Here is a 20,227-nt window from a genome sequence, read left to right as displayed (position 1 = left end):
GCCTAGAGCATGCTCTCGCGCAGTGCGGCGAGTTCCTCGTCGGCCTCGTCCTCGGTCATGTCCCGTACGTCGCCGGGTCCGTCGTCGGCGGGGCCGTCCGCGGGGGGTTCCTCCGGGACGAGGCGGCTGTCGAGGAAGGCGGCCAGGGGGCGTACGGCCGGGTGGTCGAAGAGGGTGGAGGCGGGCAGCGGGATGCGCAGCAGGGCCTCCAGCGCGTTCTTCAGTTCCACCGAGGCCAGCGAGTCCAGGCCGAGGCTGACGAACGGTGTGTCGGGGTCGACGTCGTCGGGGGTGTCGTAGCGCAGCACCTCGGCGACCTTGCCGCGCAGCAGTGCGCGCAGCGCGGCCTCGCGTTCGGCCTTGGGCCGGGTGAGCACCTCGTCGAGATCGGCCTCGGGCCGCCGGGCCGGTGCCCGGTCGGAGACGAGGTCGCGGAAGAGGGCGTTGGCGAACGGCTGGGCGGCGGTGTAGGCGTCCCAGTCGAACTCGCCGGCGATCGTCTGGGCGTGCGGGCCGGCCAGCGCGGTGAACAGGGCGCGCAGCGCGGCCCGGGGCCGGACGAACTTCAGTCCGCGGTCCTCGATGCCCTTGATCTGCTGGGCGGTCAGCGAGGCCGCCATGCCGATCTCCGCCCAGGGGCCCCAGTTGACGCTGAGGCCGGGCAGGTCGGCGGCGGACCGCCACTGCATGAGGACGTCGAGGAAGGCGTTGCCTGCGGCGTAGTTGGCCTGCCCGGCCGCGCCGAGCACGGAGGCGATGGAGGAGTAGCCGACGAAGAACCGCACCGAGGGCAGGTCGGCGACCGCCCGGTGCAGCAGCCACGTGCCGTACACCTTGGCGCTCAGGACGCTCTCCACGCGCTCCCAGGTCTGCCCGGTCAGCGGGGCGTCGGCGAGGACGCCCGCGGCGTGCACCACGCCGCCCAGCGGGGCGTCGCCGGCTGTGAGGGTGCCGATGATCCGCGCCACGTCGGCGGGGTCGGCGATGTCGCCCCGCAGCACGGTGGTCTCGACGTCCTCGCCGAGCGCGGCGGCCAGTTCGGCCCGCTGGGCGGGCGTGGGCAGGCCGCGGCTGACCAGGGCCAGGTGCCGGGCGCCGCGCCGTGCCAGTTCGCGGGCGGTGGCCCGGCCCAGGGCGCCGAGGCCGCCGGTGATCAGGTAGGTCTCGCGGTCGCTGAGGCGGACGGGCGCGGCGGGCCGCTCGTGCTCCTCGCGGAAGGTGAGGACGACCTTGCCGAGGTTGGCGCCCCGGCTGAGCACCCCGAAGGCCTCCTCGGTCTCGTCGAGCCGGTAGCCGACGGCCGGCAGGGCGCGCAGCCGGCCCGCCTCGATGTGGCCGGCCACCGTCGTCAGGATGTCGTGGTTGAGCCGGTCGAGTTCGCCGGGCGGCAGTTCGCTGAGGTCGAAGGTGTGGTAGTCGACGTCGGGCCGCTCCTCGCGCATCCGCTCGCTCGACCAGACGCCGATCTTGCCGAGTTCGACGAACCGGCCGCCGTCGGCGAGGGTCCGCAGCCCGGCGGGGACGTACTCCTTGTTGAGGCTGTTGAGGACGATGTCGACGCCCTCGCCGCCGGTGGCGGCGAGCACCTCGTCGGCGAAGTCGAGGGTGCGCGAGTTCATGACGCGGGTGATCCCCTGGGAACGCAGCAGCTCCCACTTGCGGGGGCTCGCGGTGGCGTACACCTCGGCGCCGGCGAGCTGGGCGAGCTGTACGGCGGCCTGCCCGACACCGCCCGCGGCGGCGTGGATCAGCACCCTGTCCCCGGCGCGGATCTTCGCGAGGTGGTGCAGGGCGTGGTACGCGGTGACGTAGGCGGCGGGCAGTCCGGCCGCCTCGGTGAAGCCGAGGCTGGCCGGTTTGCGCACCACCACGGCGGACGGCACGGTGACCCGGCGGCGCATGCAGCCGATGCGGCTGAGCACGACCTCGTCGCCGGGCCGGAAACGGGCGTCGGGGCCGGCCGCGACGACCGTGCCCGCGGCCTCGAAGCCGAGCGGCAGCGGTTCGTGCGGCAGCCCGTTGTCCAGGGCGTACTGGCGCAGCATGCCGAGGGCGTTGAGGACGTCCTTGAAGTTGAGGCCCGCGGCGTGGACCTGGACGGTGACCTCGTCACCGGCCGGTTCGCGGTCCTCGACCGGCAGCGGGCGGACCGCGGAGAACTGGCCGTACTCGGTGACGGTCAGCTCGAAGTTGCCGTCGTCGGCGGCCTCGTCGGCCGCGGCGGGCACCACGCGCTTCACGTGCCGGGTCCCGGCGCGGTAGGCGACCTGGAAGTCGCCGCCGGCGCCGTCCCCGGCCAGCAGTTCGTCGGCGAGGGGCCGCAGGTCGGGTCCTTCGAGGTCGATCAGGGCGGTGCGCAGCGCCGGGTACTCGTTGAGCAGGACGGCGCCGAAGCCCCACAGGGACGCGGGTGCCAGGGCGTCGTCCGCCGGGGTGCCGGGGCCGTCGCCGGGCAGCCACTGCGCCCGTTCGGTGACGAGGTGGACGCGCAGGTCGCGGCCGGCGCCGAGGCGTTCGGCGGCGCCGGTGAGGGTGAGCAGGTCGCGGTAGTTGCGCGCGGTCTCGGCCCGCAGCCGTGCCGCGCCGTGGGCGGCGGGCTCGGGGGTCCAGAACCAGCACAGGCCGGTGATGTCCGGGTGCTCGTCCAGCAGGCGCAGGGCGGTGGCGGAGTCCGGGGCGTGCAGCAGGGTCGTTCCCGCCTCGGCCAGCAGGTCCCGGACCGCGGTGAGCGCGGCCGGGTCGTGGTGGACGGCGAGCACCCGGCGGGCGCCGGGCGCGGCCTTGGCCGAGGGCAGCGAGCGCTTGGCCCAGCGGGGGCGCAGCAGCATCCGGGCGGCCGGGTCGGCGGGGGTGGCGGCGACCCGCTTGAGGCGTACGCCCTCGACGGCGAAGACGGGCCGCTCGCCCTCCAGGGCCGCGATGTCGGCGGTGAGTTCACCGGCCGTACGGTCGAGGGTGACGCCGATGAGGACGCGCAGGTCGCCCTTGGGCCGTTTGAGGAGTTCCACCCGGCCGAAGCCGACGGGCAGGTAGGTGCCGTCGAGGTCGACGGCGGCGCCGAGGGTCTGCATGGCGCAGTCCAGCAGGGAGGCGCGCAGCTGCTCCGGGGCGGGGGTGTCCAGGCCGCGCAGTGCACCGATGGCGAAGCCGTCCGGGTAGCGGTCGACGCAGCGGACGCGGCGGAATTCGGGGCCGTAGGGCAGGCCGAGGTCGGCGTAGCCCTCGTACAGGTCCTCCTCGCGGTGGCGGGCCTGCGGGGTGCCGGGCCGCAGGGCCGCGGTGCGCAGCCGGGCGATCACGGGCTCCAGGGCGGCCGCGCGGGAGGTGTCGGGTGCCGCGTCCAGGGTGGCGGTGGCGTGGACGCGTTCGATGACGCCGTCGCGGGCCTCGACGCGGCTGACGATCTCGACCGCGGCCGGGCCGTCGGCCGGGGACGCGCCGGGCTCGGGCCGCAGCCGGGTGCGGACCTCGACGGGCTCGTCGTCCTTGAGGAAGAGCGGTTCGAGGATGCGCACGTCCCGTACGGTCCGCGCGGTCTCGCCGTGCACGGCGTCCTGGAGGGCGAACAGCATCTCGACGTACCCGGCGCCGGGGAAGACGACCTGGTCCATGACCTTGTGGTCGGCGAGGTAGGCGGGCGCGCCCGGGTCCAGGCGCGTGCTGAACTCGCGCTCGCCGGCGGGCCGCCCGGCCGCGCCGGGCACTTCCCGGCCGAGGAGCGGGTGGACGAGGCCGCCGGGCGCGGCGGCCGGGACGGCGCGCGGGCGGCGGGTGCCGGGCAGGCGGTAGCGTTTCTTGCCGAAGACGTAGCCGGGCAGCTCCACCAGGGGCCCGGGGCGGTCCTCGTGGTAGCCGGTCCAGGAGACGGGCAGCCCGGCCTCGTAGGCGCGGGCGAGGGCGGTACGGACGGTGGTCGCGTCGGTGTCGGTGCGCGCGGTGCTGGTCAGCCACAGGTGGGCGGCGGCGTCGTCGGTGCGCCGGCCCATGCCGGTGAGCGCGTCGGCCGGGCCGACCTCGATGAACACGTGCCGTCCGCGGGCCTGGACGCCGGCCATGCCGGCGGCGAAGTCGACGGGTTCGGCGATGTGCCGCACCCAGTAGTCCGCCGTGCCGACCTCGTCGAGGGTGGCGGTGCGGCCGGTGACGCCGGAGACGAAGCTCAGGCGGGGCTCGTGGAAGGCGATGCCGTCGACGGCCTCCCGGAAGGCGTCGAAGACCTCGGCCATGAGCGGGGAGTGGAAGGCGTGCGAGACCGGCAGGTCCTTGGTGCGCACGCCCCGCCCGGCCAGTTTCGCGGTGATCTCGGCCAGCGAGTCCCGGCCGCCGGAGACCACGCACTGCTGCGGGGCGTTGAACGCGCCGAAGCTGACGTCGGCGTACCCCTCCAGCAGGGGGGCCACCTCCTCGGCGGCGGCCATCACGGCGGTCATGCCGCCGGGCGCGGCGACGGACTGCATCAGGCGGCCGCGGACGGCGACCAGGCGGACGGCGTCCTCCAGGCTGAACAGGCCCGCGAGCGCGGCCGCGGCGATCTCGCCCACGCTGTGGCCCAGCAGCACGGTGGGCCGTACGCCCCAGGACATCCACAGCCGGGCCGTGGCGTACTCCAGGCTGAACAGCGCGGGCTGGGTGAACTCGGTGCGGTCGATCGCCTCCGCGCTGTCCGGTGCCTCGCCGAACATGATGTCCTTGACGGAGCGGCCGAGCGGTGCGGCGAAGAGGCGGTCGCAGGCGTCGAGGTGGCGGCGGAAGACCGGGTAGCGCTCGTACAGGTCGCGGCCCATGCCGGGGTACTGCGCGCCCTGGCCGGTGAACAGGAACGCCACTGAGGCGTCCCGGAACCCGGCCGGCGCCTGCGGTGCGGTGCCCGCGTGCTCCAGGTGGCGGGCGAGCAGGGCGTCCACGTCCGCGCGGGAGGAGACCGGGGCGGCGAGGCGGGCGCCGAGGTGGGTGCGGCCGAGGTTGGCGGTGCGGCACAGGCCGGTGACGTCCACGCCCGGGTGGTCGGCGAGGAAGTCGCGGTAGCGCGCGGCCTGTGCCGCGAGCGCGGCCGGGTCCTTGGCGGACAGCGTGAACAGGTCGGCGCCGCCGGCGGGCGCGGCGGGCCGTTCGGGGGCGGGCGGCGCCTGCTCGATGACGACCGAGGCGATGGTGCCCGCGAAGCCGAAGGAGTTGACCAGGGCCCGGCGCGGGCCGTCGGCCTCCCAGGCGCGCGGCCCGCCGGTGGGCACGGTCACCCGGTAGCGGTCCCACGGGATGTGCCGGGAGGGCGTGTGCAGGTTGATGTGCGGGTAGATCGTCTCCTCCCGCAGCTGGCAGACGACCTTGGCGACGCCGCCGATGCCCGCCGCGGCCTCCATGTGCCCGATGTTGGTCTTCACCGATCCGACGACCAGGGGCGCGCCGTCGCCGCGGGAGTCGGCGAACACGCTGTTGATGGACCCCATCTCGATGGGGTCGCCCAGGGAGGTGCCGGTGCCGTGCGCCTCGACGTACTGGATGTCGCCCGGTTCCAGGGAGGCGCTCTCCAGGGCGGCCCGCATCAGCGCGGCCTGCGCGGTGCCGTTGGGGACGGTGAGGCCGCCGCTCTCGCCGTCCTGGCGGACCGCGGAGCCGCGCACCAGCGCGAGGACGGTGTCGCCGTCGCGCCGGGCGTCGGTGAGGCGCTTGAGGACGAGCATGCCGGTGCCCTCGCTGCGCGCGTAGCCGTCGGCCGCGTCGTCGAAGGTCTTGCACCGGCCGTCCGGGGAGAGCATGTTGGCGCGCGAGTACACGACGTGGTTGCGCGGGTGGTGGTTGACGTTGACGCCGCCGGCCAGGGCGACCTCGCACTCGCGGCGGCGCAGCCCCTGCACGGCCAGGTGCAGGGCGACCAGCGACGACGAGCAGGCGGTGTCCACGCTCAGGCAGGGGCCGCGCCAGCCCAGGAAGTACGACAGGCGGCCGGCCGCCGCGCTGTGCGCCGTGCCGGCGGCGACATGGGCGTCCAGTTCCGCGGTGTCCAGCGCCTCGACGTCGATCGCGAAGTCCATCTGGCCGACACCGAGGTACACGCCGCCGTTGCCGCCGCGCAGCGTCTCCGGGTCGAGGTTGGCCGATTCCAGGGCGCGCCAGGCGGACTCCAGCGCCCAGCGGTGCTGCGGGTCGATGAACTCGGCTTCCTTGGGCGAGATGTTGAAGAACTTGGGGTCGAACTCGTCGAATCCGGAGACGAATCCCCCGCCGGCCGCGAGGGGGCGTTTCCCGGCCGCTTCCTCGGCGGACTGCAGCGCGGCCTGGTCCCAGCGGTCCTCGGGCACCGGCCCGGTTCCCGCACGTCCCTCGCGCAGGAAGGCGGAGAACGCCTCGATGGTCTCGTTGTCGCCGGGGAAACGCAGGCCCATGCCGACGACGGCTATGGGTTCGTACTTCTCCAGGAGCAGTTGTCGGACCAGGGTGTCGGTGCGGGTCTCGGTCACCGGTACAGCTCCTTGAGCACGTCGTCGACCAGGTCTTTCACGGAGGGTTCCGCCTGGTGGGGGGCTGTCGCGGCGGCCGGGGCGGCCTCCTGCGCGGGGGCGAGGAGGTCGGGCAGGACCTCGGTGGCCAGGAAGGCGACGAGGTGCCCGACCGTGGGGTGGTTGAAGAGCTGGGCGGAGTCCAGCGGCCGGCCGATCGCCTTCTCCAGGCGCTGCCGGGTGTCGGTGGCGCCCAGCGAGGTCAGGCCGAGTTCGAAATAGCTCTGGTCGTGCGGCAGTACGTCCGTCTCGTCCATCATGAGTTCGCGCTTGAACTCGGCCTCGACGAGCGATGCGAGCCGCGCCCGGCGCTCGGACGGCGGGGTTTCGCTCAGTTCCTGCAGCCATGGTGCGGGCGATGTCATGCTGCTCCTCGAAGCCGACGGATGAGGGGATTTCGATGACGGGGACGGACACGGCCGGGGCGGGCGGGGCGGAACTCCTGGCGCGGCAGCGGGCCGAGGAGCTGTACGCCACGGACGGAACGTGCGCGATGCTGGGCATCGAACTGAAGGACGCCGGGCCGGGCCGGGCCACGGTGTGGATGCGCCTGTCCGAGACCATGGTCAACGGTCATGGCACGGCCCATGGCGGCGTCCTGTTCCTGCTGGCGGACGCCGCCTTCGCGTTCGCGTGCAACACGCACGGCCCGGTGACCGTGGCGCAGGGCGCGCAGATCACCTTCCTGCGCCCGGCCGAGCCCGGCGACGAGCTGGTCGCGGAGGCGGTCGAGCGCAGCCGGTTCGGCCGCGGCGGCCTGTACGACGTCACCGTGCGCCGCTCGGACGGGACGGTGCTGGCGGAGTTCCGCGGCCAGAGCCACATGCTGGCCCGGCCGCCGCTGCCCAAGGACTGACCAGGTCACTTCGGCGACCAGGCCGGGTCACGGCCGAGGACCGCGAGCAGGCGGTCCTCGGCGCCCCGGTGCCCGCTCAGGTCGAGCGACGGCCGGAAGGAGGCGCCGGGGCGCTCGCGGGCGGGCCCGACCGGCACCTCGGTGCGGGCCACGTCCGCCGCCGCCTCGACGAGGTCGGCGTCGTAGGCCGCCGGTACGCCGAGGGAGGCGGCCACGTCCCAGCCGTGCACGACGTAGTCGAGGAAGTGGAAGCTGAGGGCGCGGGTGGCCGGGAAGCGCAGCTTCGGGTGGATCTCGGGCAGCCAGAACTCCCGTTCCGGCACGCCGTCGGCGGCGAAGGCGGTGAGCACCTCGTCGACCGCCTCGGCGTAGGCGCGCCCGGGGTCGGCCAGCGGCTTCTCCTGCCACACGGAGGTGTCGGACACCTCGCCCCGGGCCGCCGCGGCGAACCCGAGGTGCTGTGCCGTCATGTGGTCCAGGAGCCGGCGCAGGGTCCAGCCCTCGCAGGGGGTGTCGAGGTCCCACTGGTCGTCGCGGACCTGTGCGACGATCTCGGCGCTGCGCCGCACGGCGCGGCGGTCGAGTGCGCGGTAGTCCTGCTCGGTGCTCATGGTCATGCCTCCTTGGCCGCGTTCTCGCGCCACCGGCGGCGACCCGACTCGGGCAGGGTGGTGATCGGGTCGTAGAACGGGTAGCGGCGCGTGAGCGCTTCCGGGTCGTCCAGCTCGATCCCGGTGCGGTAGTTCTTGGTCCAGTGCGAGATGCCCAACTCACGGTCATAGTCTGTCAGTTGATGGACCCAGCGTTTGCCGACATAGGGCACGTCGCAGACGATCCGCGGGGTGGCGTAGCCCGGCAGGTAGCCCATGACGCGGTGCTGCAGCTCCTGCGCCTCCCACACCGCGACCCGCCAGTGCTCGGCGTTCGGGATCATGTCGCACATGTAGAAGTAGTAGGGCAGGATGTTCGCCTCGCCCTGCAGGATCATGCACAGATCGAGCAGCGCCCCGGGCGTGTCGTTGACGCCGCGCATGATGACGCCCTGGTTGCGGATGTCGCGCACGCCGGTGTCCAGGGCCGCCCGGGCCGCCTCGGCCACCAGCGGGGTGACCGACTGCGCGTGGTTGACGTGGGTGTGCACCGCGATGTTGACGGACCGCCGGGCGGCGGTGCGGGCCACCCGCTCCAGGCCCTCCAGCACCTGCGGCTGTAGCCAGTGCTGGGGCAGCCCGGCCAGCGCCTTGGTGGCGAGCCGGATGTCACGCACGCTCTCCAGGTCCAGCAGCCGCATCAGGAACGACTCCAGGCGCGGCCAGGGCACGTTGGCCACGTCGCCGCCGGAGACGACGACGTCGCGCACCCCCGGGGTGCGCTTGAGGTAGTCGATCATCTGGTCCTGGCGGTCGGCCGGCTTCAGGGTGAGCCTGAGCTTGTCGACCTGGGGCGTGGAGCCGCCCACCAGGTCCATGCGGGTGCAGTGCCCGCAGTACTGGGGGCAGGTGGAGACCAGCTCGGCGAGCACCTTGGTCGGGTAGCGGTGGGTGAGGCCCTCGACCACCCACATCTCGGCCTCGTGCAGCGAGTCCCGCTCGGCGAAGGGGTGGCTGGGCCACTCCGGGTCGCGGTCGCCGGCCACCGGCAGCATGTAGCGGCGGACGGGGTCGGCGAGGAAGGTCTCGGTGAACGCCACCGGCTCGGCCGGCGCGTGCGGTGCCATGGTGTTGAGCATCTGCGGCGTCAGCAGCATGGACATCGTCGCGTAGCGCCGGCGGTCCTCCTCCAGGTCCTCGAAGAAGCGGTCGGTGAGCAGCGGCCCGGTCACCGACCTCAGCTGCCGTGGGGTCTTCACGCAGTGGGCGCGCTGCCACTGGACGTCGCGCCACTGCGCCGGGGTGACGTCGCGCCAGCCCGGCAGGCGCCGCCAGTCGGGCTCCACCGGGACGACGCGCTCGTACTCGTAGGGCTGCTGGACTGCCAGCGTGCCCGGCTGCGTATCCGTCAGGGCGTCCATGTCATTCCTCAGCGTTCGACGTGGCCCGGGTGCGGTGCCGGTGGAGCACGCGCTCCACCAACTCCTCGGCCGCACCCAGGTAGTTGGCGGGATCGAGCAGTTCGGGGAGCTTGGTGCCGCCGGTGAGGCGGGATTCGAGGCCGGGCGTCTTGGCCAGGACCTCGTCGAAGGGGCGGCGGCCGGTGACGGCCTCGCGGGCGACCTCGGCCAGCAGCCGTTTGGCGGCGGCCTTGCCCAGGGGCTCGGCGAGCACGGCGTTCAGCCGCTCGGAGACCACGGCGCCGCCGGTCAGGCGCAGGTTGTCCCGCATGCGGTCGGGGTGGATCTCCAGGCCCCCGGCGAGGTCCGCCGCGGTGCCGGCGGCGCCCTCGGCCAGCCGCAGCAGCTCGCGCAGCGGCTGCCACTCCGACTGCCAGCCGCCGGCGGAGCGTTCGTCCTCGGCGAGCAGGCTCTGCGCGAGGACCAGGGAGTACGCGGGTGCCTGCCGGGCGGCGGACACGATCAGGGTGGCGAGCACCGGGTTGCGTTTCTGCGGCATCGCGGAGGACGCGCCGCTGCCCTCGGGCCCCGGCTCGGCCACCTCGTCGACCTCGGTACGGGCCATGCCGAGGACGTCCACGGCGAACTTGCCGAGCCCGCCGGTGACGGCGGTCGCGGCCCAGCCGAGGTCGGCGAGCGGGGTGCGGGCGGTGTGCCAGGGCGCTTCGGGGGCCCGCAGGCCGAGTTCCGCGGCGAAGGCGGCGGTCAGGGCGGCCGCGTGGCCCGCGGTGCCGATCCCGGCCAGGCGCGCGTACTCCTGGTAGGCGGCCAGTGTCCCGGCGGCCCCGCCGAGCTGGACCGGCAGCCGCGCCCGTACCCGGCGGACCCGGTCGCTCGCGTCCAGCACCAGGGTGAGCCAGCCGGCCGCCTTGAGCCCGAAGGTGACGGGGACGGCGTGCTGGGTGAGGGTGCGGCCCGCCATGGGGGTGGCCGCGTGCCGGGCGGCGAGCGCGGCCAGGGCGTCCGCCGTACGGCCCAGGCCGGCGTCGACGCGGTCCAGGGACCGGGCGGCGAGCAGCATGGCGGCGCTGTCCAGGATGTCCTGGCTGGTGCCGCCGCGGTGCACGAACTCCGCCGCGTCCCGGTCCTGCGCGGCGACGGCGTCCATGAGGGTGCGTACGAGGTCCACCACCGGGTTGGCCGAGCCCCGGGCGCGGCGGGCGAGCCGGGCGACGTCCACGGGCCGGGAGCGCACGGCGGCCTCGATCGGTTCGAGCGCCCACCGCGGCACCACCCCGAGCCGCGCCTGGGCACGGGCGAGGGCCACTTCCACGTCGAGCATGGCGGCGACCCATGCCTCGTCGGACAGCGCTTCCTCACCACCGGCCCGGACCGGGGAGAGGAGGCCGGTGTCGGGGGTGGGAGTGTCGGAGGCGTCGGAGGCGTCGGAGGCAGGAGTGCCCGTGCCGGGCGTGCCCGCGCCGAGCGCGTCCGTACCGGATGTGCCCGTGCCGGCGGACCCGTCGGGCCCGCCGGACCCGTTCGCGGACCCGTTCGCGGGCCCGGTGAGGTCGGTGAGGTCGGTGGGGGCGGGGTCGTGCGGGGTGGTGTGGTTCGCGGGGGGCATCGTCAGTCTCCTTCCGCGGTCGCGAACAGCTCGGTGCGGCGGGGCGTGGTGGTGCCGGCGGCCAGGCAGGCCCGTGCGATGGCGTCCGCGTCGCCGAGGATCACCGAGTCGGAGCCGGGCCTGATCCCGGCGGCGGTCGCCCAGTGCACCGCCTCGGTGGGGATGCCGAAGGCGAAGCGGCAGGGGTGCACCGCGCCGGACGCCTCCACCAGCCGGTACGGCTTGCGGGTCACCGCGAGGCCGCCGGTGAGGTGGCCCGGGCGCGCCGGGTTGGCGATCGTGTAGGCGCGGGCGGCGCCCCGCTCCATGAGGTCGCGCAGCAGGGGGTCGCCCGTCCGGCGCACGTCGACCTGCGGCAGCCGGGCCTCGATCAGCGCCGACACCTGCCGCTCGGAGCCCGGAACGACCGGCGAGCGGGCGACGAACGCCTTCTTCCCGGCCGCGGCCTCCACCGTCATGCCCGGTCCGACCACGTGCAGCACGCCGGCCTCGACGAGGGCGGCCATCTCCTCGATCCGGGCGAGCGGCGGCCCGATGGAGACGTACGCGTTCAGCGGCGTGTACCAGGCCTCCAGCTCGTCGCGGTAGGAGTCGCCGGTGATCCCGGCGTGGTCGACGGCGAGCCGTACCTCGTTGCGCAGGTCGCGCAGCACGTCCAGGGCGGCCTTGAGGGGGCCGCGCACATTGCCCCGGCGGGCCTCCTCGATGTCCTGGCGAAGCTGGGCGAGGAGCCAGTCCCGGAAGTCGTCGGCGCCGGTGAACTCCCGGTCGCCGTAGGGGCGGGCGACGCGCTCCCAGTCCCAGCGCCGGTCGTCGGCGACGCCGAAGTGCCGCAGCACCCGCTCGGCCCGGGCCGCGGGTCCGGGCGTGTCCTCGCCGCCGGGGCGGCCCGGGTCCACGGCGGCGGCCGCGCGAAACGCGTCGAGGAAGACGTCGGCGGCGTACCGGTCGCGGTCCTGGGCGATCAGGGCGTGGTAGTAGACCGCCCGTACCTCCAGGTCGACCAGCGGCCACACGTCCCGGGTGAACTCGACCGGCTCGCCCGTGTCGCGGCGCGCCCGCAGCGCCTGGACGGCCCGCTCGGTCAGGAACAGCGGGTGGTGGCGGCCGGTGGCGCCCTTCTGGTTCTCGCCGCGGGCGTGGTACGGCACACCGCGCCGGGAGCCGGCGACCAGGACGGGTTCGTTCCCCGACGGCCGGTAGCGCAGGGCTCCCCGCTCGCGGACGAAGCTGCCGCCGCGTCCGGTGGTGAGCAGGGCCATGTAGTCGAAGAAGTTCAGGCCCATGCCCCGCAGGGCCACCGCCTGCCCGGGCGCGATCTCCTCCAGGGGGGCGTCGGCCGGGTTGGCGGGCGGCAGGTAGCCGAGGCCGTGCTCCGCGGCGAACGCCCGCAACCGGCGTTCCCCCGCGGTCGGCGGCATGTCGACGTGGCCGAGGGCGAGCACGACCGCGTCCAGGCCGGTGAGCCGGGTGCCGTTGTCCAGCGTGACGGCCTGGGTCCCGCCGTCCTCGTCCCGTACGGCGACGGCGTGCGCGCCGTGCGACTCGATCGCGACGTGCTCGGGCACGGTACGCACCAGGCGGTCGAACACCCAGCCCAGGTAGTGCCCGTACAGGGCGCGGGTGGGGTAGGAGTCGGGGCCGAGCCTCCTGGCCTCCTCGTACAGGTGCGGCGGGTACGGCACGAACGGCTCCAGCCGTTCGAGCAGCTTGGCCCACTCGTACAGGCTGGGGCCGGGCGAGACCGGCCCGTCGCAGCTGACGCTCTCGTCGGTGAACATCGTGACCTGCGAGGCGACCGTGTTCATCAGCAGCACCGGGGGCTGGCTGACGCGCCAGACGCGGCTGCCGAGCCGCAGGTAGGGGTCGACCAGGTGCAGCACGACCCGCTGTCCGGTGGCGGTGGCGTTGGCACAGACACGCTCGGCCACGGACAGCCCTCGGGGGCCGGCCCCGATCACGCACAGGGTCGTGGCATCGCTCTCGACCATGAGGGAGTTCATTCCTTCGTTCGGGTGACCGGTGGGACGTGACCGGTGGGAGGCGACCGGCGGGACGGATCGGGGCCGGGCCGCGGTGCCCGGCGGGTGCGGGCCCGCCGGGCGGACGACGGCAGCGGCAGCAGCGGCGTCGGCGTCGGCGTCGGGCCCGCTAGGCGGACGCGTGGCCGGGGGCGGTGAGGAGGGTGGCCCAGCGGGTGCGCAGTTCGCGCTTGAGGACCTTGCCGGTGACCCCGGTGGGGAAGCCGGCGGGCTCGCTCGCCACGATCACCGCGGCGAGCTGTGCCAGCCCGGCCGCGGCGAGCGCCTTGCCGGCCTGCTCGCGCAGCGCGTCGGCGGCGGGCTCGGCGATCCCGGGCTGCGGGCGCACCACCGCGATCGGAAGCTGTCCGTCGCCGTCCGCCGCGGGCACCCCGACGACGGCGCAGTCCAGCACGGTGTCGGCGCAGTCGGCGAGCAGCACCTCCTCCAGCGGCAGGCTGTAGACCGGTCCGTCGGCGGTGTCGATGACGTCCACGGTCCGGTCGAGGTGGTAGAAGTCGCCGTCCTCGTCCTTGCGGGCGACGTCCCCGGTGAGCCAGTAGCCGTCGAGTTCGAAGCTGCGGGTGAGGTCCGGGTCGTTCCAGTAGCCGGGGGTGCGCGAGGGCGTCTTCACGGCCAGCAGGCCGACCTCCCCGACGGGCACCTCGCGGCCCTCGGTGTCCAGCACGGCGGCGGCGGTGACGACCTCGGTGGGCTTGCCGACGCAGCGGTCGTCGCGCTCCGACTCCGGGGTGGTGACCTGCCCGAACAGGGCCATGCCCATCTCGGAGGAGCCCAGCCCGTCGATGAACTGCGAACCGGGCAGCGGCTGCTGCGAGTCATGGCCGCGGGGCAGCAGCCACGGCTTGACCAGGCCCGCGGGGCGCTCGCCGAGCGTCACCAGGCGCCGGATGTGGCCGTAGTGGGCGCCGTCCCCGGTGTTGAACCAGCTGTGCACCTTGGCGGCGCCCTCGACCGGCAGGTCCCCCGTGGCCAGTTCGACGAAGGTGCGCGGGAAGGAGGCGACCATGGTGGGCCGGAACGCCTCCATGACCGGTTCCACGGCGGACCGGCGCCAGTCGCCCATGACCACGGTGGGCAGTCCGAGGAGGGTGGCGGTGAGGAAGTAGCTGAGGCCGCCGGCGTGCGTGTGCGGCATGAGGGACATCAGCCGGTCCTCGGGGCCGGCCGGGAACCGCTCCATCCGCGGCTCCTTGCCGGCCCAGAACTGCCGGTGGGCGAGCATCGTCGACTTCGGCGTGCCGGTCGTGCCCGAGGAGTGGATGAGCGCGACCACCTCGTCCGGGGCGTGCCGGTGGGGGTAGCCGTCCGGCAGCGCGGCGTCCTGCGGGTCGTACGCGCGGATCTCGGCGGACGGTACGACGAACCGCGGCCGGCGGCGGTTGCCGTCGGCGCGGTAGGCGGCGACGAGCCGGGTCGGGTCGTCCGCCACCAGCCCGACGGCGCCCACGTGGTCGATGTAGCGGATCGCGGTGCGCTCCGGCATGGCGTCGTTGATCATGGCCGGGATCGCCCCGAGCGCGGTCAGCGCCAGGAAGTGCAGCAGCGGTTGCAGCCCCTCGGCGACGAACACCGCGACGGGCTCGCCCGGCTGGACGCCGTTGGCCAGGTACCAGTGGGCGTAGCGGTCGCGCAGCGCGGCGAGGTCGGTGAGGCTGTGGCCGCGCAGGACGACCTCGCCCCGGTGGTCGGTGGTGTGGCTGTAGGCGTACGGGACGCGGTTGTTGGGGTTGGCCTCCAGGGCCTTCTGCAGGAAGTTGCCGGCGCCAAGTTCGGGGTCGGTCATGAACTGCCGGCGTATCGCGAGGGGGGCGAGGGGGCTGAGGTCGGTCACCGTGTACTCCCGGGGGTCGAGTGGGTGTCGGCCACCTCGGCGGCAGCCCTGTGGCCGGAGCGGACGGCGCCTTCCATCAGCCCGAAGAACTCGGTGCTGGTCTCGGTGCCGGCCCAGTGGACGCGGCCGTGCGGGCGCGTCAGGTGGGGCCCTTGGGCGAGCCAGTCGCCGGGGCCGAACAGGGCGGCGTAGCAGCCGCGGCTGTAGGGCTCGTCCAGCCAGTTGGTGACGTGGAAGCCGATGGGCTCGGGCAGTGCGGGGAAGAGCCGGGCGGCCTGGGCGACGGCGGCGGCGCGCTGCTCGGCGTAGGGCAGCGTCGCGTAGCGCTTGGCCTCCTCGCCGGTGACGAAGCCGGTGAGGACGCCCGCCGAGCCGGCCGGCGAGTCGTCGACGGTGGACAGCAGCGGCCCCTCGGAGCTGACCGACCAGCCGGACAGTCCCGCCTCGCGCCACAGCGGGGAGGGGTGGACGAGGTGGACCTTGACCGCGCAGCCGGGGGCGGTGCGCTCGCTGGAGCGGGGCGCGGGCAGGCCGGGGCGGAAGTCGATCCGGTCCGCGAGCACCGGCGGCACGGCGACCACGACGGCGTCGGCGCGGTACGCGCCGCCCGCGCTGGAGACGGTCACCACGTCGTCGTCCTGGTCCACGGCCAGCACCGGTTCGGCCAGGCGGACACGGTCGCCGAGCCGGGCGGCCAGCGCCTCGCACAGCCGGTGGGCGCCGCCGTCGATCCGTGACTCCTGGGCGCCGCCGGCGAAGGCGTTGAGGTAGCGCAGACCGCCGCCGGAGCGCAGGTAGAACGCCATGTGCAGGACGGAGACGTCGGCGGGGTCGGCGGCCATCATCTCGCCGAGGAAGAGCGGGAAGAACAGCCGGGCGTCGGCGTGCCGGAGGTTCTCCGCGGCCCACTCGGCGGCGGTCGTGGTGTCCAGGCGCTCGGCGTCCGGGGTGAGCCAGGGCGCGTCCACGCGCACGGCCCGGGTCACCTCGTCGAGCAGGTCGAACAGCTCGCCCAGGGCGACCGCGTTCAGCGGCGGGAAGCGGCCCGGCACGGAGCGTGCGGCCGGGACGCCTGCGTCGCCGGTAGCGCCGGAGTCGCCGGTGCCGCCGGAGTTGCCGGTGCGGCCGGTGGACAGGGCGAACCGGCTGTCGCCCTCCATGGTGGTCGGCACGGCCTTCAGGTCCGTCTCGGCCATCAGGGCCAGCAGGGCGGTGTGCCGCTCGCCGAGGTAGGCGGCGCCGGCGTCGGCCCACTGGCCGTCCGCCACCTCGATGCCGTGCATCCGGCCGCCGACCCGGTCGCGCGCCTCCAGGACCTGTACGTCGGCTCCGCGCGCGGCCAGGGCGGTGGCGGCGGTGAGGCCGGACAGGCCGGCGCCTATGACGAGGACCTTCACCGGGCCACGTCCGCGATCTTCTTGGCGAGCGCGCCGGGGGTGGGCGCGGCCAGCAGGTCCTCGAACGTCAGCTCCACGCCCTGGGTCCTGGCGACGGCGCTGAGGATGCGGGTGCCCAGCAGCGAGTCGCCGCCCAGCAGGAAGAAGTCGGAGTCGGCGGAGATCTCGTCCGTCTCCAGTACGCGTTTGTAGATCTCGACGATGTCTTCGGTGCTCATCAACTGTCCTCGTGTCGGGGCTGTCGGGTGCTGTCGGGCGGTGGTGTTGTCGGGGCAGGCGTGGGTGTGCCGTCGGACGTGGGTGTGCCGTTCGGGCGCGGGTGCCGTTCGGGCGCGGGTGCCGTTCGGGCGCGGGTGGTGGCCGGGCGTGGGTGGTGGCCGGGCGTGGGTGGTGGCCGGGCGTGGGTGGTGGCCGGGCGTGGGTGGTGGCCGGTGTGCTGTGCGGCGAGGATGCGCGGGGCCATGCGACGGGCGCGAGGGCGGGGGCGTACGCGGTCGGGGTCGACCGGCGTCCGGTCGGGTCCGGTCCCGTCCAGTCGGATGCGGTCGGGTCCGGTCGCTCAGGCGGTGCCGGGGGCCGTGCCGCCGGGGCCTTCGGGGCGGGGCCCGGCGGCCGCCCGCGGGTCGTGCCGGCGGTGGGTCGCGGCGCGGTCGACCTTGCCGCTGGCGGTGAGGGCGAGTTCCGGGACGACGGTCACCCGGTGCGGGACGAGATGGGCGGGCACGGTCTCCCGCAGATACGCCAGGACCTCCCGGGGCAGGGTGTCGGCGGCGGTGGCGGTGGCCTGCTGGGGCACGAGGTAGGCGGTCATGGTGGTGCGGCCCCCGGCCCGGGAGCCCACCACGGCCGCGGCGCCGACCAGGGGGTGCCCGGTCAGATGGGCCTCGACCTCCGCGGGGTCGACACGGATGCCCCGTACCTTGATCTCGGCGTCGAGCCGGCCCCGGTGCTCCAGGAGACCGTCCGCGCGCCGGCCGACCCGGTCCCCGGTGCGGAACCAGCGCTCCGCTCCGTCCGGGCCCTGCCGGGTGACGAAGCGCTCCGCGGTGGCGTCCGGCAGATCGCGGTAGCCGAGGGCCAGCGCGGGCCCGGAGATCAGCAGTTCGCCGTCGTCGCCCACGGCGTCGCGCACATGCGGCAGGGCGGTGCCGATGGGCACCCGCTCGCCCTCGCCCCACCAGGCGCCCTCGCCCGGGGCCCGCGGGCCGTGCAGGTCGACGGCGTGGGTGATCAGCGTGGTCTCGGTGCAGCCGTAGGTGTTGACGAGCCGTACGCGCCCGGTGCCGAGGGCGCGCCAGTCGGCGAGCCGGGCGGGGCTGACCGCCTCCCCGCCGATGACGACGGTACGGACGCAGTCGGGCAGGGGCGTGGCGTCCTCGGCCAGATGCAGCACGAGTTCGTGCCAGAAGGCGGTGGGCAGGTCGAGCACGGTGACGCCCTGCGCGGCGACGGCCTTGAGCAGCCGGGGGAAGGAGCCGGTGTACGCCTCGCGGTGGAACACGAGCGTCGCGCCGCCGGTGAGGGCGGGCAGGATCTCCTCGAAACAGGTGTCCCAGTTCAGGGACGCGAACTGCAGCACCCGGTCGCAGGGCCGGAGCCCGAAGAGGTCGCGCAGCGAGGCGACCGCGGCGTCGAGGGCGCGCCGAGGGGTGAGGACCGGCTTGGGCGCACCGGTGGAACCCGAGGTGAACAGGGTGTACGCCGGCAGCTCGGGGTCAGGGTGGACGCCGGACATGGCGAGCGTGCCGGGCGTGGCGGGCGTGGCGGTCTCGGTGGGCGTGCCGGTCTCGGCGGGCGGTAAGTCCTCGGGCGCCGGGTCCCGTTCGGCCTCGAGTAAGCGCTCGACACCCTCGGTTCCCTCCGGCACCGTCGCGCCGGGCCTGGCCGCGATCACCGTCCGGCAGCCGGCCGCCTCCAGCAGTGCCCGCCCGCGGGCGGCGGGGAAGGCCGGGTCGACGGGGCAGTAGGTGCCGCCCGCCGCGAGCACGCCGAGCAGGGCGGTCACGGTCGCCGGGGAGCGGTCCGTGAGGACTGCGACGGCCCCCGGCGACGGCCCGAGCCGGGCCGCCGTGGCGTGGACCCGGCGCAGCAGTTCGCCGTAGCTCAGTTCACGGCCGTCGTGGCAGATCGCGGTTTTCTCAGGATCGGTACGGGACACCCTCTGCAGGATGTCCATGAGGTGCGCCATCAGTTTCGCTTTCCATTCGACGCCGCTGCGGGATATTCCACATGCTGGAAAAATTCGAGAATGGTGCGCTCATTTCGGTGCGGGCTCGACGCTAGCACCGTCACGCCCCGGAAAGCCATCAGAAATGCGGCCGTGATGCGCGTCACATTGCATTGCGGCAGGCATGACGGCACACCCGGAGTGGAATAATCCGGTCCGCTGTCCGGCCGCTCGCCGACGCTCCGGGGCAGGGTTGCCCGGGTTCGACGGGTGGGATATTACAGGGAAGAATCCACGGAGGAGGCTGACAAGTATGGCGGAGCCGTTCCAGGTACGGGTCGTGGTGCGCGGGTACGAGCTGGACACCCAAGGGCACCTCAATCAGGCCATCTACCTGCAATATTGCGAGCACGCACGCTGGGAGAGCCTGCGCGCGGCGGGCATTTCGCAGGACAAGCTGATTGCCACCGGTATCGGTCCGGCCGTGCTGGAGAACACCATGCGCTTCCGGAGCGAATTGCGCGGTGGAGACGAAGTCGACGTGACCTGCAAGTGGGTGTGGGGTGAAGGAAAGATATTCCACGTCGAACAGCAGATCCGCCGGACCGACGGCGTACTGGCAGCCGAGTTGTCGAGCGTCGCCGGGCTCATCGACCTGAGCCGGAGAAAATTGATCGAGAACCCGGCCGAGCACTTCCACAAGCTGGCCGACCACCCCGAGTTCATGGGGTTCTGAGCGCCACGGAAAAGCGCGGCGCGAACGCCCGCCGGAGATTCCGGCCGCTTACCGCGGCGGATCCTCGCGGGCGTTCTCCGTTTTCCTGCCGGCCACCGCGTCCATGGTTCTCTCCCCCGTCGTCCCGGCTCGGTCCCGCGTCTCAGTCGCGGCGGGGCCTCGGGCCGGCCTGGGACAGTGCCAGCACCGCCCGTCCGATGTCGGTCCCCTTGCGCCCGAGCAGTTCGGCGTACCGGCGCAGCATCTCGTTCTCCAGGTTCAGCTCGGACTGGGGCAGCCCCGCTGTCCGGCGCTGGGCCTGGTAGTGCCGGGCCAGCTCGGCCCGGCGCAGCACCAATGTGATGATCTGCCCGTCGAGGTGGTCAAGGAGCACGCGCAGGTCGTCCGCGTCGCGTGCCGGTTCCACCGTCGTCGCACGGGCCGGCACCGCCGCCCGCGGGCGGTGCGCGCCGCGGGGCGCGGGCTGGCGCCTGGACTCCACGGGTGCGCTCACGGCAGATCACGTCGTTCGGCGAAGGCGGAGGCGGACGCGGACGCGGACGCGGATACGGATACGGACGCGGACGCGGACGCGGCGATGAGAACGGTCACGGAGGCGGCGGCGGAGACGTGGCCGCCGTACGGATTCCCGGGTGCGCGGACGTGGGTCGGCATGGTGAGGTTCTCTCCAGTGGGTCGGGTGGGTCGGGCTCGGTGGTCACAGCGATCTGTTCGACGAGCACGCCGGCCGGACGGCGGCCGGCTCCGTACACCGCGATCCGGCCCGCGGCGGAGCAGCGGGCGACATCGCCGCCCGCCTTGACGAAGCGTCACGTACCTTGCGTGCGCTGGGCGCGCCCCCGGTGATGTCCGGGCGGCGGCCGGCGGGCAACCGGGCCGCGCCCCGGGCTCCCCCGGCCCGGCGCGCGGCCGCGGCGGCCGCGCCGCCCCCTCGGCGGCGGTCGCCGCGCGTCCGGTGGCGGTGACCGCCTCCCCCGAGACGGTCACCTCCCCCAGCGCGGTCGCCTCCCCCGGGGCGATCGCCACCGCCGGACAGGCGGTTCCCCCGTACGTCGCCCCCTCGACGGCGCACCCCCGGGCG

At 74.4% G+C, this 20,227-nt stretch carries 13 protein-coding genes; 2 read left to right on the top strand and 11 right to left on the bottom strand.

Going from position 1 to position 20,227, the window contains the following annotated elements; translation table 11 throughout:
• Positions 1-2 precede the first annotated feature (2 nt).
• Together ABZ858_RS21295 and ABZ858_RS21290 are read right to left on the bottom strand one after the other, a co-directional pair.
• Positions 3-6,458, bottom strand: coding sequence for a type I polyketide synthase (locus ABZ858_RS21295; RefSeq protein WP_361380635.1), 6,456 nt, complete (start codon positions 6,456-6,458; stop codon positions 3-5).
• The gene (locus tag ABZ858_RS21290) at positions 6,455-6,862 is read right to left on the bottom strand and encodes an acyl carrier protein (protein WP_361380632.1); all 408 of its coding nucleotides are present in this window, start codon (positions 6,860-6,862) and stop codon (positions 6,455-6,457) included. The genes ABZ858_RS21295 and ABZ858_RS21290 overlap by 4 nt, the downstream gene beginning before the upstream one ends.
• Before the next feature lie 128 nt (positions 6,863-6,990).
• On the opposite strand from ABZ858_RS21290, the gene paaI reads away from it, so the two are divergent.
• Positions 6,991-7,353, top strand: a complete 363-nt coding sequence (gene paaI, locus ABZ858_RS21285) for a hydroxyphenylacetyl-CoA thioesterase PaaI (RefSeq protein ID WP_361380842.1) — start codon at positions 6,991-6,993, stop codon at positions 7,351-7,353.
• Between the two features lie 5 nt (positions 7,354-7,358).
• Here paaI and ABZ858_RS21280 read toward each other — a convergent pair whose 3' ends face one another.
• The 8 genes from ABZ858_RS21280 to ABZ858_RS21245 all read right to left on the bottom strand — a co-directional run bounded on the left by ABZ858_RS21280 (position 7,359) and on the right by ABZ858_RS21245 (position 18,431).
• On the bottom strand, positions 7,359-7,964 hold the full coding sequence (locus tag ABZ858_RS21280) for a TIGR03086 family metal-binding protein (protein ID WP_361380629.1): 606 nt from the start codon (positions 7,962-7,964) through the stop codon (positions 7,359-7,361).
• A 2-nt stretch (positions 7,965-7,966) separates the two neighbouring features.
• Complete coding sequence (locus tag ABZ858_RS21275) at positions 7,967-9,364, bottom strand: lysine 2,3-aminomutase (protein ID WP_361380625.1); 1,398 nt, start codon at positions 9,362-9,364, stop codon at positions 7,967-7,969.
• Between the two features lies 1 nt (position 9,365).
• Complete coding sequence (locus tag ABZ858_RS21270) at positions 9,366-10,970, bottom strand: adenylosuccinate lyase family protein (RefSeq protein WP_361380623.1); 1,605 nt, start codon at positions 10,968-10,970, stop codon at positions 9,366-9,368.
• Between the two features lie 2 nt (positions 10,971-10,972).
• A complete protein-coding gene (locus ABZ858_RS21265; protein ID WP_361380620.1) occupies positions 10,973-12,961 on the bottom strand; it encodes an FAD/NAD(P)-binding protein in 1,989 nt (662 codons plus the stop codon).
• Positions 12,962-13,121: 160 nt separating this feature from the next.
• Positions 13,122-14,846, bottom strand: a complete 1,725-nt coding sequence (locus tag ABZ858_RS21260; protein WP_361380617.1) for a class I adenylate-forming enzyme family protein — start codon at positions 14,844-14,846, stop codon at positions 13,122-13,124.
• Positions 14,843-16,243: an FAD-dependent oxidoreductase gene (locus tag ABZ858_RS21255; RefSeq protein WP_361380614.1), complete on the bottom strand. Its 1,401-nt coding sequence runs from the start codon at positions 16,241-16,243 to the stop codon at positions 14,843-14,845. The genes ABZ858_RS21260 and ABZ858_RS21255 overlap by 4 nt, the downstream gene beginning before the upstream one ends.
• Positions 16,240-16,461, bottom strand: coding sequence for a phosphopantetheine-binding protein (locus tag ABZ858_RS21250; protein WP_361380611.1), 222 nt, complete (start codon positions 16,459-16,461; stop codon positions 16,240-16,242). The genes ABZ858_RS21255 and ABZ858_RS21250 overlap by 4 nt, the downstream gene beginning before the upstream one ends.
• A gap of 341 nt (positions 16,462-16,802) precedes the next feature.
• Positions 16,803-18,431, bottom strand: coding sequence for an amino acid adenylation domain-containing protein (locus ABZ858_RS21245; protein WP_361380608.1), 1,629 nt, complete (start codon positions 18,429-18,431; stop codon positions 16,803-16,805).
• Between the two features lie 292 nt (positions 18,432-18,723).
• Between ABZ858_RS21245 and ABZ858_RS21240 the strand changes: the two genes are divergently transcribed.
• On the top strand, positions 18,724-19,146 hold the full coding sequence (locus tag ABZ858_RS21240; RefSeq protein ID WP_361380605.1) for an acyl-CoA thioesterase: 423 nt from the start codon (positions 18,724-18,726) through the stop codon (positions 19,144-19,146).
• Between the two features lie 142 nt (positions 19,147-19,288).
• Here ABZ858_RS21240 and ABZ858_RS21235 read toward each other — a convergent pair whose 3' ends face one another.
• Positions 19,289-19,639 carry a hypothetical protein gene (locus ABZ858_RS21235; protein WP_361380602.1) on the bottom strand — a complete coding sequence of 117 codons (351 nt, stop codon included), beginning with the start codon at positions 19,637-19,639 and terminating at the stop codon, positions 19,289-19,291.
• Between the last annotated feature and the right edge of the window lie 588 nt (positions 19,640-20,227).

The organism is Streptomyces sp. NPDC047017 (assembly GCF_040644175.1).
Classification (GTDB): domain Bacteria; phylum Actinomycetota; class Actinomycetes; order Streptomycetales; family Streptomycetaceae; genus Streptomyces.
This window is presented reverse-complemented; position numbering and strand designations above follow the sequence as displayed.